Origin of the sequence: Protofrankia sp. CiP1_Cm_nod1 (assembly GCF_920888515.1) — a bacterium.
GTDB lineage: Bacteria > Actinomycetota > Actinomycetes > Frankiales > Frankiaceae > Protofrankia.
This window is the reverse complement of sequence record NZ_CAKKTM010000332.1, coordinates 16,441-30,085: the sequence shown is the minus strand read 5'-3', so window position 1 is coordinate 30,085 and position 13,645 is coordinate 16,441. Positions and strand designations below refer to the sequence as shown.

Annotated in this window: 12 protein-coding genes; 2 read left to right on the top strand and 10 right to left on the bottom strand. The window is 71.5% G+C overall.

Annotation, left to right across the window (positions count from 1 at the left end; genetic code table 11):
• Positions 1 to 113: 113 nt before the first annotated feature.
• Complete coding sequence (locus NBX02_RS15075; RefSeq protein WP_250291857.1) at positions 114 to 2,855, top strand: ATP-binding protein; 2,742 nt, start codon at positions 114 to 116, stop codon at positions 2,853 to 2,855.
• 122 nt (positions 2,856 to 2,977) lie between these two features.
• Here the strand turns inward: NBX02_RS15075 and NBX02_RS15070 are convergent, their stop codons facing one another.
• From NBX02_RS15070 to NBX02_RS15030, 9 genes are all read right to left on the bottom strand, one after another.
• Positions 2,978 to 3,796, bottom strand: coding sequence for an enoyl-CoA hydratase-related protein (locus NBX02_RS15070; RefSeq protein WP_250282851.1), 819 nt, complete (start codon positions 3,794 to 3,796; stop codon positions 2,978 to 2,980).
• Between the two features lie 2 nt (positions 3,797 to 3,798).
• Positions 3,799 to 4,971 carry a thiolase family protein gene (locus tag NBX02_RS15065; RefSeq protein WP_250291855.1) on the bottom strand — a complete coding sequence of 391 codons (1,173 nt, stop codon included), beginning with the start codon at positions 4,969 to 4,971 and terminating at the stop codon, positions 3,799 to 3,801.
• A gap of 310 nt (positions 4,972 to 5,281) precedes the next feature.
• Complete coding sequence (locus NBX02_RS15060) at positions 5,282 to 5,692, bottom strand: OB-fold domain-containing protein (RefSeq protein WP_250291852.1); 411 nt, start codon at positions 5,690 to 5,692, stop codon at positions 5,282 to 5,284.
• Complete coding sequence (locus NBX02_RS15055) at positions 5,689 to 6,933, bottom strand: thiolase family protein (protein WP_250282844.1); 1,245 nt, start codon at positions 6,931 to 6,933, stop codon at positions 5,689 to 5,691. Before NBX02_RS15055 ends, NBX02_RS15060 begins: the two co-directional genes overlap by 4 nt.
• Positions 6,926 to 7,423 carry a MaoC/PaaZ C-terminal domain-containing protein gene (locus tag NBX02_RS15050; protein WP_250291848.1) on the bottom strand — a complete coding sequence of 166 codons (498 nt, stop codon included), beginning with the start codon at positions 7,421 to 7,423 and terminating at the stop codon, positions 6,926 to 6,928. Before NBX02_RS15050 ends, NBX02_RS15055 begins: the two co-directional genes overlap by 8 nt.
• On the bottom strand, positions 7,420 to 8,175 hold the full coding sequence (locus tag NBX02_RS15045) for an enoyl-CoA hydratase/isomerase family protein (RefSeq protein WP_250282838.1): 756 nt from the start codon (positions 8,173 to 8,175) through the stop codon (positions 7,420 to 7,422). The genes NBX02_RS15050 and NBX02_RS15045 overlap by 4 nt, the downstream gene beginning before the upstream one ends.
• Positions 8,176 to 8,277: 102 nt before the next feature.
• Positions 8,278 to 8,676 carry an iron-sulfur cluster assembly protein gene (locus tag NBX02_RS15040; RefSeq protein ID WP_250291844.1) on the bottom strand — a complete coding sequence of 133 codons (399 nt, stop codon included), beginning with the start codon at positions 8,674 to 8,676 and terminating at the stop codon, positions 8,278 to 8,280.
• A 157-nt stretch (positions 8,677 to 8,833) separates the two neighbouring features.
• The gene (locus NBX02_RS15035; protein ID WP_250282834.1) at positions 8,834 to 9,916 is read right to left on the bottom strand and encodes an amidohydrolase family protein; all 1,083 of its coding nucleotides are present in this window, start codon (positions 9,914 to 9,916) and stop codon (positions 8,834 to 8,836) included.
• Positions 9,917 to 9,991: 75 nt separating this feature from the next.
• Positions 9,992 to 11,152, bottom strand: coding sequence for a helix-turn-helix domain-containing protein (locus NBX02_RS15030; protein WP_250291841.1), 1,161 nt, complete (start codon positions 11,150 to 11,152; stop codon positions 9,992 to 9,994).
• 112 nt (positions 11,153 to 11,264) lie between these two features.
• On the opposite strand from NBX02_RS15030, the gene NBX02_RS15025 reads away from it, so the two are divergent.
• Positions 11,265 to 12,827, top strand: coding sequence for an AMP-binding protein (locus tag NBX02_RS15025; protein ID WP_250282830.1), 1,563 nt, complete (start codon positions 11,265 to 11,267; stop codon positions 12,825 to 12,827).
• Between the two features lie 15 nt (positions 12,828 to 12,842).
• Here the strand turns inward: NBX02_RS15025 and NBX02_RS15020 are convergent, their stop codons facing one another.
• Positions 12,843 to 13,475 carry a TetR/AcrR family transcriptional regulator gene (locus NBX02_RS15020; RefSeq protein WP_250282828.1) on the bottom strand — a complete coding sequence of 211 codons (633 nt, stop codon included), beginning with the start codon at positions 13,473 to 13,475 and terminating at the stop codon, positions 12,843 to 12,845.
• Between the last annotated feature and the right edge of the window lie 170 nt (positions 13,476 to 13,645).

Here is a 13,645-nt window from a genome sequence, read left to right as displayed (position 1 = left end):
CCCACGGCCCGCGCCCGGCCCGCCCGGCCCGCCCGCCCGGCCCGTACCGGCACCCGCCCGCCGCCGGTACGGGCCGGGCACGGGTATGGCCACGATGGCGGGAACGGCGCACGATGGACGTCGTGAGTCGGGGAACCCTGCGGGTCTACCTCGGTGCGGCGCCGGGCGTGGGCAAGACGTTCGCCGCCCTCGACGAGGCGCACCGGCGGCGGGACCGGGGCACCGACGTGGTCGTCGGCTTCGTCGAGACCCACGGCCGTCCCCGGACGGCCGCCCTGCTCGCCGGGCTGGAGGTCGTCCCGCGTCGGGAGATCTCCTACCGCGGTTCGACGTTCACCGAGATGGACGTCGACGCCGTGCTCGCGCGCCGGCCCGCGGTCGCGGTCGTCGACGAGCTCGCCCACACCAACATCCCCGGCAGCCGCAACGCGAAGCGCTGGCAGGACGTCCAGGAGCTCCTCGACGCGGGTGTCGACGTCATCTCCAACGTCAACATCCAGCACATGGAGTCGCTCAACGACGTGGTCGAGACGATCACCGGGGTGGCGCAGCGGGAGACGGTGCCCGACGAGGCCGTCCGCCAGGCCGACCAGGTGGAACTGGTCGACATGGCGCCGGAGGCGCTGCGCCGGCGGATGGCCCACGGCAACATCTACGCCCCGGAGAAGATCGACGCGGCGCTGTCGAACTACTTCCGGGTGGGTAACCTCACCGCGCTGCGGGAGATCGCGTTACTGTGGGTGGCTGACAAGGTCGACGAGCAGCTTGACCGGTACCGGGCCGAACACGGGATATCCGGCACCTGGGAGACTCGGGAGCGGGTCGTCGTCGCCCTCACCGGCGGGCCCGAGGGCGACACGCTGATCCGCCGGGCGGTCCGGATCGCCGACCGCAGCAAGGGCGCCGACCTGCTTGCGGTTCATGTCGCCCGCTCCGACGGGCTGACCGGGGCGAACCCCCGGGCGCTGGCCCGCCAGCGGGCGCTGGCGGAAAGCCTCGGCGGCACCTACCACCACGTCATCGGCGACGACGTCCCGGCCGCGCTGCTGGATTTCGCCCGCGCGGAGAACGCCACCCAGCTGGTGCTCGGGGCCAGCCGGCGGGGACGCTTCGCCCAGGTGCTCAGCCCCGGGATCGGCGTCACCACCACGAAACTGTCCGGGTCGATCGACGTCCACATGGTCACCCACGAGGAGGCCGGCCGGGGATGGCGCCTGCCGCGCCTCGCCCACGGGCTGCGGCCCCGGCGCCGGCTGATCGCGACCGCGATGGCCGCGGTCCTCCTGCCGCTGCTGACAGTCGCGCTCGCGCACTCCCGGGGCTCACTCAACGTGACCACCGACGTCCTCGTCTACCTGCTGGCGGTGGTGGTCACCGCGCTGGTGGGCGGGTTCTGGCCGGCGCTGCTCACCGCGGTCGCCAGCTCCCTGCTGCTGAACTACTACTTCTTCGCCGCCCACCACCGCTGGACGATAGCGGAACGCAACAACGCTTTCGCGCTGGTCGCCTTCGTCCTTGTCGGAATCATGGTCAGCAGGGTGGTCGACCTCGCCGCCCGCCGGTACACCCAGGCGGTGCGGGCCTCCGCCGAGGCCGCCACCCTGTCCGTGCTCGCCGGCAGCGTCCTGCGCGGTGAGGACGCGCTGCCGGCCCTGCTCGAACGGGTCCGGGAGACCTTCGGGATGACGGCCGCGACCCTCCTCGAGCGCACGGATGACAGCGAGCAGAGCGATCATGACACGCGGAGCGGGCAGAACGGGCACGGCGCGCACAGCGGACCGGGCGGACCGGGCGGACCGGGCGGACCGGGCGGGCAGGACGGGCAGGACGGGCAGGATGTACGGCGCACCGGGGGAGCGGGTGACGCGCGGGCAGCCATCGCCACGGACGGTGACAGGCCGCCGCGCCCGGGCGGCCGGGGCTGGCGTGCCGTCCACAGCGTGGGCGTCGACCCGTGCGCGCGTCCCGAGGAGGGCGACGTGGACGTGCCGGTCGGCGACAACCTCGCCCTGGTGTTACGCGGACGCCCACTGCCGGCCGCGGACCGCCGGATACTCGCCGCGTTCGCCGTGCAGGCCGCGCTCGCCCTTGAGCAGCGCCGGCTCGCCGAAGCCGCCGCCGAGGCCGGGCCGCTGGCCGAGGCGGACCGGGTGCGCACCGCCCTGCTGGCCGCGGTCAGCCACGACCTGCGCTCACCGCTGGCCTCGGCCAAGGCGGCCGTCGCGAGCCTGCGCAGCCAGGACGTCGTCTGGACGCCGGACGAGCAGGCGGAGCTGCTGGCCACCGCCGACGAGTCCATGGACCGGCTCAGCCGGCTCGTCGACAACCTGCTGGACATGAGCCGGCTGCAGGCCGGGGTGCTCAGCGTCTTCCCCCGCCAGACCGGTCTCGACGACGTCGTCCCGCACGCCCTCGACGAGCTCGGGGCACCCGGCCGGACGGTGGAGATCCAGGTGCCGGACGGCCTGCCCGACATCTACGCCGACCCCGCGCTGCTGGAGCGGATCGTGGTCAACCTCGCCGCCAACGCCCTGCGGCACTCCCCGGCGGGGACCCATCCCGTCATCACCGCGAGCGCGCTGGAGGACAGGGTCGAGCTGCGGGTCATCGACCGTGGGCCCGGTATCCCGGCGGAGAACCGGGACCGGGTCTTCCAGCCGTTCCAGCGCCTCGGTGACCGGGACAACACCACTGGTGTCGGGCTCGGCCTCGCCCTCTCCCGCGGCCTGGCCGAGGCCATGGGCGGCTCCCTCGTCACCGACGACACCCCCGGCGGCGGGCTCACGATGGTCCTGGCGCTGCCCGCCGCCTGGTCCGTCCAGCAGCCGGTCCCCGCTGTTCCGCCCAGCGGATGACCTGGAGTTTCAGGCCGCCCCGCCGTGTGCGCGGGCAACCGGCGCCGCCGCCCACGGCGACCGTCCGGAATACTCCCGCCCCGCCCCGCCGTGTGCGCGGGCAACCGGCGCGGATGTTTCCGTCAGGGGCCGGCCGGGCGGTTGAAGACGGGTGGGCGGCGCTGCAGGAAGGCGTCGATGCCCTCGGACAGGTCGGGGCCGTGGTGCAGCGCCGCCACGCTCCAGTAGCTGGTCGTCATCGCGGTGGCGAGATCGACCTGCCAGGCCGAGCGCAGCGCCTGCTTGGTCGCCTCGACGGCCCGCCAGGACTTCGCCGCGATCTTCGAGGCCAGCTCGACGGCGGCCGGGATCAGCTCGTCGGGCTCGACCACCCGGTTGACCAGCCCGATCTCGAGCGCGCGGGCGGCGTCGAGCAGCTCGCCGGTCAGGGCCAGCTCGGCCGCGAGGCCGGAGCCGAGGAGCCTGGGCAGGAACCACGTCCCGCCGTTGCCGGGCGGCAGCCCGATGTTGATGTAGGTCTCGCCCAGCCTGGCCACTGTCGAGGCGATCCGCAGGTCGCAGGCCAGGGCGAGATCGAGGCCGCCCGCGGTGGCGCCGCCGTTGATCGCCGCGATTGTCGGCAGCCGCGAGGCGACGACCCGCTGGGTGACCGGGAAGAGCACCCGGGCGTTGTAGGGCTCCTGCTCGACGGCGAGCCGGTGGTCGATGTACTCCCGCATCGCCTTCAGGTCGGCGCCGGCGGAGAACTGCCGGCCGGCACCGGTGAGGACCAGGCAGCGCACCGTGCGGTCGGCCTCGAGCGCCGTCAGCGCCGCCAGCAGGTCGCGGACGAGCTCCGGCACGACACCGTTGCCGCGGTCCGGACGGTTGAGCGTCACCAGCACGACCCCGTCGGCCACCTGCTCGTGGAAAAGGGTCTCCAGATCGACTCGCTTGCCCATCGTCAGGCCACCTTCTCAAGGATGGTCGCGACCGCGGCCGCGTAGGTACCCGCCAGCCAGCCGCCGGCGTTCACGGCCATGCCCACCCGGGCCCCCTCGACCTGCCGGCCGCCGGCCCGTCCGGTGAGCTGGTCGTAGATCTCGACGAGCTGCGCGCAGCCCGTCGCCCCGATGGGATGCCCGCGGCTGAGCAGCCCCCCGCTGACGTTCACCGGCAGCCGCCCGCCCAGGGCGGTGGCGCCGGAGCGCAGGAGCAGGTGCCCCTCGCCGGGGGCGCACAGGCCGATGTCGGCGTACTGGAGGATCTCCGCGGGCGCGGCGGCGTCGTGCAGCTCAAGCACGTCGAGGTCGTCGGGCCCGAGGCCGGCGTCGTCGAACGCCGCGCCCGCGGCGGCGGCCACCGGCTGTGAGCCGGGCCCGGCACCGGCGGCGAGACGGGTCGCGCGTACCGCACACCCGGCCTGGCCCAGCCGCTGGGCGTAGTTCTCCGAGCACAGTACGGCGGCGGCGGCCCCGTCCGTCGTCGGCGAGCACATCGGCAGGGTCAGCGGGTCGACGATCACACGCCCGGCCAGCACCTCCTCGACCGTCTGCGGCTTCTGGAACTGGGCCAGCGGGTTGAGCGAGGCGTGCCGACGGTTCTTGACGGCGACCGCGGCGAGATCGGCGGCCGTCGCGCCGTACTCGGCCAGGTACTTCCGGGCCTCCTGGGCGTAGACGTCGACGAACACGGAGCTCGTGGCCGGCCCGTCCGCCGCGGGGGATACGGCCGAGACGTCGGTGGCCCCCCGCAGGGCGTCGAAGGCCCGGGACTTCTCGGTGTGCGAGAGCTTCTCGACACCGATGACCAGTGCCACGTCACAGCGCCCGGACAGGACGGCCTCGAACGCCAGACCGGCCGCCGAACTGCTGGACGCGCAGGCGTTCTCGACGTTGACCAGGGGGACCCCGGCCAGGCCGGTGCCCTGCAGCGCCACCTGCCCGCGGATCATCTCCTGCCCGGACACCAGGCCCGCGGCCGCGTTGCCGGAGAAGACGCGCTGCACGTCGGACGCGGTGATCCCCGCATCCTTCAGCGCGAGATCGACGACCTCCTCGACCATGGCCCGCTCACCGCGGCGCACATCCCGCCCGAAGCGGATCATGCCGACGCCGATGACCTGTACCCTGCCCATGATGAGCGCACCCTTCCTCGCCGGTCAGGCCGGCCGGTCAGCATTGCCGTCAGGCCGGTCAGCATTGCCGGTCAGCATTGCCGGTCGGTATTGCCGGTCAACATTGCCGGTCAACATTGCCGGTCGGTATTGCCGGTCGGTATTGCCGGTCGGTATTGCCGGTCAGGCCGGCCGGTCAGCATTGCCGGCGGGCCGGCCGGTATTGCCGGTCGGCCCGCCGGTTCTGTCCGACGTCCGTGCCGGCGGAATACCGGCCCGTGGTTCCCGGAGCGCCACGGGCCGGCCCGCGGCGGGCGGAAATCCCGGATTCTCAGCCGGCCCGGCGGAACCAGGGAACGGGACGGCGCCCGATCTCGACAGCGTCCGCGCCGTGGAACTCGACCCGGCCGTCACAGGAATAGCCGCTCCACTCGCCGTCGGGATCGGGCCACAGTCGGCCGAGCAGCTGAACACCGTCATCGAGCTTGACGACACCGACCGCGTAGGGAAGGTCGTCCTCGAATCCGCTGGGCGGCCCCAGCCGCTGTACCGCGTAGCTGTGCAGCACACCCCGGCCGGACGACAGGACCCAGCTCAGATCTGTCTCGTAACAGAACGGGCAGAGATGACGGGGATACATGATGTTGCGATTGCACGCCTTGCAGTGCTGGACGACGAGCTCACCGCGCTTCAGCGCCTCGTAGTACGGCTCCGTGAGCGTTTCCATGCCGGTGTCGGTCACCGGGCCACCCCCTCCAGCAGCAGTACCTGGCTGTCCATGTAGGTCCCGCCGGTGCCGCCGCAGACCGCCCGGGTGGCGCCGGCGACCTGGCGGGAGGGGTCTGCCCTGCCGAGCAGCTGGCGCACTCCTTCCGCCAGCAGTGCGCTGCCGCCGCCGACCCCGGTGTGGCCGGCCGACAGCAGCCCGCCGTTGGTGTTGACCGGCAGCCGCCCGCCCGGTGAGAACTCGCCGCTGGCGAACATCCGGGCCGCCTCGTGCTTCGGCGCGAGCCCGAGCCCTTCGAGACCGCTGGTGAGCACCGCGGCGTAGGAGTCGTAGACCTCGGCGAGATCCGCCTCCTGGGGGCCCCAGCCGGCCTGCTCGTACGCGTCCACCCCGGCCTTCTCCCAGCCGAGCACGGCGAGATCGGCCTCCTGGCCGATGCTGTAGTGGGAGACGCAGCCGCCGGATCCGGCGATGCGCACCCAGGCGTCCCTGCCGGCGCGGCGGGCGTTCCCGGCGCTGGTCATGACGAACGCGACGGCCCCGTCGGCGAGCATGGGGCACTCGAGCGCGTGCAGCGGGTCGGTCACCATCTTCGAGTTCAGGATCTCCTCGACGGTGAGCGTCCGGTCCCTGTACATCGCGTTGGGGTTCAGCCGGGACCACTCGCGCAGCGCCACGCAGACCGACGCCATGTCCGCCGCGGTGGAGCCGCTCGCGGCCATGTAACGGCATGTGATGAGCGCTCCCACGGCGTTGAACGTCAGCCCGGAGAGCTTCTCCCACTCGCGGGGGATGCCGTTGGCGGTGAGCATGTCGATCATCTCGCCGACCGGCGCGGAGCCCCACTTCTCGGACTGCACGACCAGGACGTTGCGCGCGTGCCCGCTGGCGATCAGCCCCGCGGCGGAACGGATCGTGTTGTCGCTGGTGGAGCCGCCGGAGTGCAGCATGAAGCTGCTCTTGGCCCGCCCGTGCAGCCCCAGCTCCTCGACGAGCCGCGAGAAGATCAGATCGGCCTGGTCCGCGAAGGAGTGCAGGCACGGGATCAGCAGGATGGTGTCGATGTCGGGCACGGTGAGCCCGGCGTCGCGGACCGCGGCGACCGCGGCGTGCACGAGCTGGCCCATGAACGGGCGGTCCGGGTAGCGCCCGGACGGCAGCTCGCCGAGGCCGATGAAGACGGCCTCCTCCGGCGAGCCGCGGCCGGGCAGGGCGCTCGCCGTGGCGGCACCGGAAGCGGGATCACTGTCAGGCACCGTTGTCCTCCACGGGTGGCCGGCGGCGGGCGAGCAGGACCATGCGGAACCGCATGACCTCCTCGTCCTTCTGGTTGACTACGCTGTAGTCGAGGCGCAGCGTCCCGTATCCGGGGTTGGCGCCGGCCTCGCTCTCGACGACCTCCGCGTGCACCCGGAGGGTGTCGCCCGGGCGCACGGGCGCCAGCGCACGCAGGTGCTGGCACTCCAGGAAGGCCACGATCGCCTCGCCGAGGAAGCCCGAGAGCGCGACGAGCCCCACCGCGAAGCCGAAGGTGAGCGGGCCGTGCGCGATACGGCCGCCGAAGCGGGTGGTGCGGCCGTACTCCTCGTCGACGTGCAGCGGGTAGTGGTCCCCGGTCAGGCCGGCGAAGGTGGTGATGTCCCCGATGTCGACGGTGCGGCCGGGGGTGCGCACGGCGTCCCCGACGGCGAAGTCCTCGAAGTACCGCCTGAGACGGTTGAAACCGGAGAGCGTCATGCTGCTCATAGCGACAGCGCGGCGAGCGCCTCGTGGACGAGGCCCAGGCTGAGTTGTTCGTGCATGAGCCGCTTGAGCTCGCGGGTCAGCGCCACCCGGGTGTAACGGCGGGCCAGCGGCGGCTTGGCCGCGATGTTCTCGGCGATCTCGCGCGCGCGGGGGAGGACCTGCTCGGCCGGGAGCACCTCGTTGACCACGCCGTAGTCCAGCGCCTGGTGGGCGTCGAGCTCCTGGCCGGTGAGCAGGAAGTAGCGGCCGCGCTGCGGCCCGAGCACGTGCGTCCATGTCACGTGTGCCCCGTCCCCGGGGACGATGCCGGACGGGAAATGCGGGGAGTCCCGGAAAGTGGTGGTGTCCGCGGCGATCGTGATGTCGGACAGGACCGGTATCTCCGGGTGGATGGTGGCCGGGCCGTTGATAGCGGCGATCACCGGAACCTCGATGTCGAGCAGGTTGTTCAGCAGCCGCTGGCCCTCGAAGATTATCTGCGACCAGTCGATCGCGGTCGAGAGGCCGAAACTCGAGAAGTCGATCTCCGAGCAGAACGAGTCGCCGGCGCCGGTGATGATGACGACCTTGTTCTCGGGATCGCAGGCGACGTCGGCGAAGCAGTAGGCCAGCTCGTCGTGGGCATTGGACGTCCACACCAGGCTCTTGCCCTCGCTGTGGACGGTCAGCTCTAAGATTCCGTCTTTACGTTCGAGACGTATGTTCTGGTATTTCTTCGCGTAGTCGTCCAGTACTGGGGTGATATATGCCATCGTTCTCACTCTTTCTGAAACAATTGTTTGTTCAACATTAGCAGGGGTGCCGCCCGCCCACAAGTGAGGCGTTCCGCGAGCCCGGATCCCGCACAGGGCGGATCACGGGGCCTCCCGGCCGCGGCGGTGCCGGCCGGCGGCGCGCGGCGCGTCACCGGCCGGCATGTTCTCGGGACGGGTGCGGTGGCCCGGTGCCGGCTGTCGGCGGTCCGGCGTCCACAGCTGGGTCGTCGACACCGTGACCTCGACGGACTCGACGCCGGGCAGCGCGGTCAGGACATCGGTGATGTAACGCTTCAGGCCGGAGAGGTGCACACAGGAGGTGTCGGTCAGGACGAGCACCACCCGGACGTTCCCCGCGCGGCACTCGATCCCGTCGACCAGCCCCATCTCGCAGATGTCGATCGGGGTACGCATGAGCAGGCCACACGGCTCGGGGACCGAGCGCAGCGCCGCACGGACCCGCTCCTCGGTGGGTGCCGCCGTCCCCGTGCGGTTCATGCGCTCCCCGATCCGCTCCGCCGGCCGCGCGCCGCGCCGCCGTTCCCGTTCCGCGGACGGCCGTTCCGCGGAGGACGGCTGTTCTTCCGGGGACGACGGTTCTCCAGGGGACGACGGTTCTTCCGGGGACGACGGTGCGCGCGCCCTGCCCGGTGGCTCATCCCCGTACCGCCGTCGCGCCCGTGCGCAGCTGGCCCCAGGGGCGGGCCGCGCCGCGCCGGCGCTCGCGGGCGAACTCGTCGTCCGCGACACGGCTGGCGACGGTGGCGGCGTCCAGGCCGAGCAGGCGCAGCGCGTTCCCGCCGAGGATCTTGCGGCGGTCCTCGGCGGTCAGCTGGGGGTAGCCGTGCTCGGCGACCAGGTCGGCCGGCAGCTCGTAACCGTCGAACGCGGCCAGCAGCGGAGCCGGGTGGGACAGGTTGGAGCCGCTGCCGAACATCAGCTGGTCGGCGCCGCAGGCCCGCAGCAGGGTGCCGAGGATGCGGGCGAACACGAGCGGTCTGACCACCACGTAGGCGAACACGGACTCGAGGGTCGCGTAGAGGTTGCGGTGCCGGCGCAGCAGCGTCGCGGTCTCCTCGAGGAAGGCCGCGCCCGCGTGCACCACGTGGAAGCTGATGTCGGGGAACCGCTCCAGCGGGAGGTCCAGGTCGTCGAGGCTGAAGGCGCTGCGCGGGGCGGGTGGCAGCCACAGCGCCTTGTGCACCGCGACGTTGCGGATGCCGAGGTCGCGGGCGGCCTCCAGCAGCGGGGTGGCGTAGTCGGCGTCGTCGAGCCGCCAGCCCCTGCCGACATCGTCGTAGAAGAAGGCGGGATACAGCTTCAGCCCGTCGACGCCGAACCGGGTGACCTGCTGTTCCAGCTGGGTGATGGCGGCGTCGGTGATCGGGGTGTCGACCGTGGCGAACAGCCGGAACCGGTCGGGGTAGCGGTCCCGGAACGCGGCGGCGCGTTCGGGCGCGGTCACGTGGCCGCGGGCGAACCCGAGGTTGGGCAGCGCGTGGATGACCGCGAGGTCGACCGGGCTCTCGACGAACAGCGAGTCGGCGATCGCCTCGAAGGGGAAGTCGGAGAAGAACTCGTCATGGGTGAGCAGGTACTCGGGACGGTTCTGGCCGGTCGCGAGGACGTGCGCGGCGTAGACCGCCTCGAGCTGGTCGCGGGCCGCGGGGTTCTGGTTCGCGGGCGCGAGGTTGTAGGGATGCACCACGGCATCCACCACGACGGCTCCGTCGATCATCGTCGCCCTCCGATGCAAACAACTGTTTGTTACAAGGTTTCCATGGTGCTGCCCGCCCGTCAACCAGGCTGGCTCTCAGGCGTCCGGGGCCGCCGGCCGGATGCTGGCGTACTCCAGCGCCCACCAGACCTCGACAAGGGTGTCGGTGTCGGCGAGGTCGGCGCCGGTGATCGTCTGATATCGCTCCAGCCGGTAACGCACCGTGTTTTCGTGGACCGACAGCGCCCGTGCGGCCGCCGCCACCGACCGGCGTTCGCGCAGGTAGGTCCGCACGGTCTCGAGTATCTCGGCCGACGCGCTCCCGCTCCGGCCGCTCAGGCGGGTGACGTAGCGACGGAACAGCTGTTCGCCGAGTTCGGCCTGCTGCTCGACCGCGGCCCGTACCGACAGTGACGAACTGTCCACGACGCCGGTACGGCGGTAGCGCACAGCGACGTTGAGCACTCGGGTGGCCTCGGCAAACGCCTGCGGGACGCCGGTGAGCGTCACCGGCCCGGCAACCGCGATCACGGCATCGTCGTGCGGGACGGGACGGATCGCGCTGATCCCCACCACGTCGTCGTCGAACATGGTGATCAGTGGCCGGAAGCCCGCGCCGGTGCCGGCCGGCTCCAGCTGCCGGATCAGCCGCTGCACCCCTTCCGGGCGCTGCCGGCAGCGCAGCACCCAGTACTCCCGGTCGGGCAGGATGCCGTGGACCGCGCCGCCCTCGACAAGCTCGGCGGGGTCGGCCCCGCCGGTGAGGATGCGGTGCAGGAACGCCATCCGGTGGCGCTCGTCGCGGCGGGCGGCATCGATCTCCACCTGCTGGCGCGCGGAAACCAGGACGCTGCTGAACCGGTCCGTGAGGTCCCACAGCCGCCGGGCCCCGGTGAGCACGGCCCACGGGTCGGCCCCGGCCGCCACCGCCTCCTCGATGAACGCGTCGCGCAGCACGCTGAGCACTCTGCGGTACGCCTCGACGACGTCCTCGGAGGGGATGCCCTGTAACGCCCGGCGCTGGCCGGAGACCCGCTCGTCCTCCTCGATCTCCGGCGGCAGCTGGTCGCGCCGCTCGAGGACCGCGACGACCCGGGCGACGTTGCGCCGGCACGACCGGCGGAGGTCGTCGTCGGGCACCCGGTCGTAGGAACGCAGCGTCCGCAGCGCGTCCAGCTGCCGTTCGACCAGGTCGTCGGTGCGCTGGCGAAGCCGCTGCGCGGTCGTGACCAGCAGGCTGCCACTGGCATCGGACATCGACACCACCTCGAGCTGGTAGGAGATCTTTGGAGGGAACTCCTAATACTGGCCTCCGCTTCTCATGGATTCTCCGTATCCGCGGACGTGCCTGTTTCCTACTCTCATCGGTATGGCTGACGGCGATCAGATCACGGCGGCCCAGATCCTCTGGGATGCCGCACGGCGGTACCCCGACCGGCCCTGCCTGACCGATCTCGACGATGCCGCCGGTGCCACCGCGTCGACCTACGCGCAGGTGGCCGGACGCGTCGCCGCGGTGGCCGGCGGGCTGCTCGGGCTCGGTCTGGGGCCCGGCGACCGGGTCGCGCTGCTGCTCCACAACAGCCACGCGTACGTCCAGGCGTATCTCGGTGCCACGGCGGGCGGGCTGGTCGCCGTCCCCCTCAACGTCCGGCTGACGCGCGCGGACTACCTGCACATGCTGACCGACTCGGGCAGCCGGGTGCTGGTGACCACCAGCGAGTTCAGCGACCGGCTCCCGGATCCGTCGCGGCTGCCCGGGCTGACGGTCGTGTACGCCGACGCGCGGGACGGCGCGGATTCCGGGCTCGCGGCGCTGGCCGCCCGCGCGCGGCCGCTTGCGCGGCCGGTCGCGCGGGCCGGTGACGACCCCGCGAGCCTGATGTACACCAGCGGCACGACCGGCTCACCGAAAGCGGTCGTCCTCAGCCACCGTTCCTGGCTCAGCATCGCCGGGACCGCGGTGCGGGTGCTCGGGCTCGGCGACGACGAGGTCACGCTGCACGTCGCCCCCCTGACCCACGGGGCGGGCTTCCTGCTCCTGCCCACGCTGCTGCTCGGCGGCCACAGTCTGCTGTGCCACTCCTACGACGCCGGGCGCACCCTGGGCCTGCTCACCGAGCACGGCGTCACCGGGATGTTCATGGTGCCGTCGATGATCAGGATGCTGCTGGACGCGCGGCCGCCGGGCTGGGCGGTTCCGGCCTCGCTGCGCCGGCTCTACTACGCCGGTTCCCCGATCGGCCCGGAGACCATGCGGGAGGCGACGGAGGTCTTCGACGGGCGCCTGATCCAGTCGTTCGCCCAGATGGAGTCGCCGATGTTCTTCACGGTTCTCGACCAGAAGGATCATCTGCACGCGCTGGACAATCCTGATTCACCGCTGGCCCGTTCGGCCGGGCGGGTGCTTCCCGGGGTCGAGCTGCGCATCGTCGACGACGCGGGAGCGGCCCTGCCCGACGGTACGGCCGGGGAGATCGTGGCGCGCGCTCCCCAGACCATGAACGGGTACTGGGGCCGGCCCGCGGACACCGAGCGGACGATGGCCGGCGGCTGGCTGCACACCGGCGACATCGGCTGCCTCGACGGCGACGGCTATCTGTATATCGTCGACCGGAAGAAGGACATGATCGTAACCGGCGGGTCGAACGTCTACGCCCGTGAGGTGGAGGACGTGCTCGTCGATCTGCCGGGGGTGAAGGACGCGGCCGTGATCGGGCTGCCACACCGGATCTGGGGCGAGGCGGTGACCGCCGTACTGGTGCCGGCGGACGACAGCCGTGACAGCGACGCGGTGCTTGCCGCCTGCCGGACGAGGCTGGCCGGCTACCGGGTGCCGAAGCGGGTGGTGTGGGTGGAGGCGCTCCCTCGCAACGCCTACGGCAAGGTCCTCAAGCGGCAGCTGCGCGAACAGTTCTCCGGATCGGGGTGATGCGTCGGCGGGCAGTCATTTCCGCAGTCCGGTCAGAGCGTTGTCGGCGAGGGCCTCGCTGAGCTCCTCGGGGCTGAGCGGGCCGGTGGGGGAGTACCACTCCGTCGCCGAGTTGAGCATGCCTATCAGGGCGAGCACGGAGACGCGCGGGTTGGCGACGTCCCGGAACTCCCCGGAGCTGATGCCGTCGTTCAGGATTCTGCTGAAGAGCTCCTCGTAGCGCTGCCGCATCAGGATGACGCGTTCTTTGTGCTCGGCGCTCAGATAGGTCCACTGGTGGAAGCTCACCCGCGTCTGCTCGAGAGCGGCCGCGAGGACCCGCATGTGCGCCGTGATCGCTTCTCGTAGCCGAATGGTTGCGGAATGCTCTGATTCGGCTATCGGCGCGATGGCGTCCAGGTAGCTCCGGATGCCCTGCTCGACAATTTTGATCAGCAGGTCCTCCTTGCTGTTGATGTGGACGTACAGGCTGCCGGGCAGGATCCCGACCGCGTCGCTGATGTCCCGCATCCCGACGACCGGATACGTCCTCTCGCCGAACAGGCGGATGGCCTCCCGCTCGATGAGCTCGGCCGACACGGGTCCGGAGGCCGCTCGAGTGCCGCGCTCCCGCTGCCTGGCCACCCGTAGTTCCCGCTGCTTAGCCACCCGTGCGCCTCCCCGAAGTCCTGATCCAGATCCGATCGTACGGTCGCGTTGGTCCAATATCCCCGACGGGCTGGAATATTTGTCCGTAATATCCGTTTTCAAGATGGACAAAACGGCTATTTGGTATGATCGATGTGACCCATTCAACAAACAATTGTTTCGTCAAGCTG

Bases quoted from the DNA above. Each gene is read 5' to 3' on its own strand.
- NBX02_RS15075 (WP_250291857.1), top strand. From the start codon at position 114: ATGGACGTCGTGAGTCGGGGAACCCTGCGGGTCTACCTCGGTGCGGCG.
- NBX02_RS15070 (WP_250282851.1), bottom strand. From the start codon at position 3,796: ATGGGCAAGCGAGTCGATCTGGAGACCCTTTTCCACGAGCAGGTGGCC.
- NBX02_RS15065 (WP_250291855.1), bottom strand. From the start codon at position 4,971: ATGGGCAGGGTACAGGTCATCGGCGTCGGCATGATCCGCTTCGGGCGG.
- NBX02_RS15050 (WP_250291848.1), bottom strand. From the start codon at position 7,423: ATGAGCAGCATGACGCTCTCCGGTTTCAACCGTCTCAGGCGGTACTTC.
- NBX02_RS15045 (WP_250282838.1), bottom strand. From the start codon at position 8,175: ATGGCATATATCACCCCAGTACTGGACGACTACGCGAAGAAATACCAG.
- NBX02_RS15040 (WP_250291844.1), bottom strand. From the start codon at position 8,676: ATGAACCGCACGGGGACGGCGGCACCCACCGAGGAGCGGGTCCGTGCG.
- NBX02_RS15035 (WP_250282834.1), bottom strand. From the start codon at position 9,916: ATGATCGACGGAGCCGTCGTGGTGGATGCCGTGGTGCATCCCTACAAC.
- NBX02_RS15030 (WP_250291841.1), bottom strand. From the start codon at position 11,152: ATGTCCGATGCCAGTGGCAGCCTGCTGGTCACGACCGCGCAGCGGCTT.
- NBX02_RS15025 (WP_250282830.1), top strand. From the start codon at position 11,265: ATGGCTGACGGCGATCAGATCACGGCGGCCCAGATCCTCTGGGATGCC.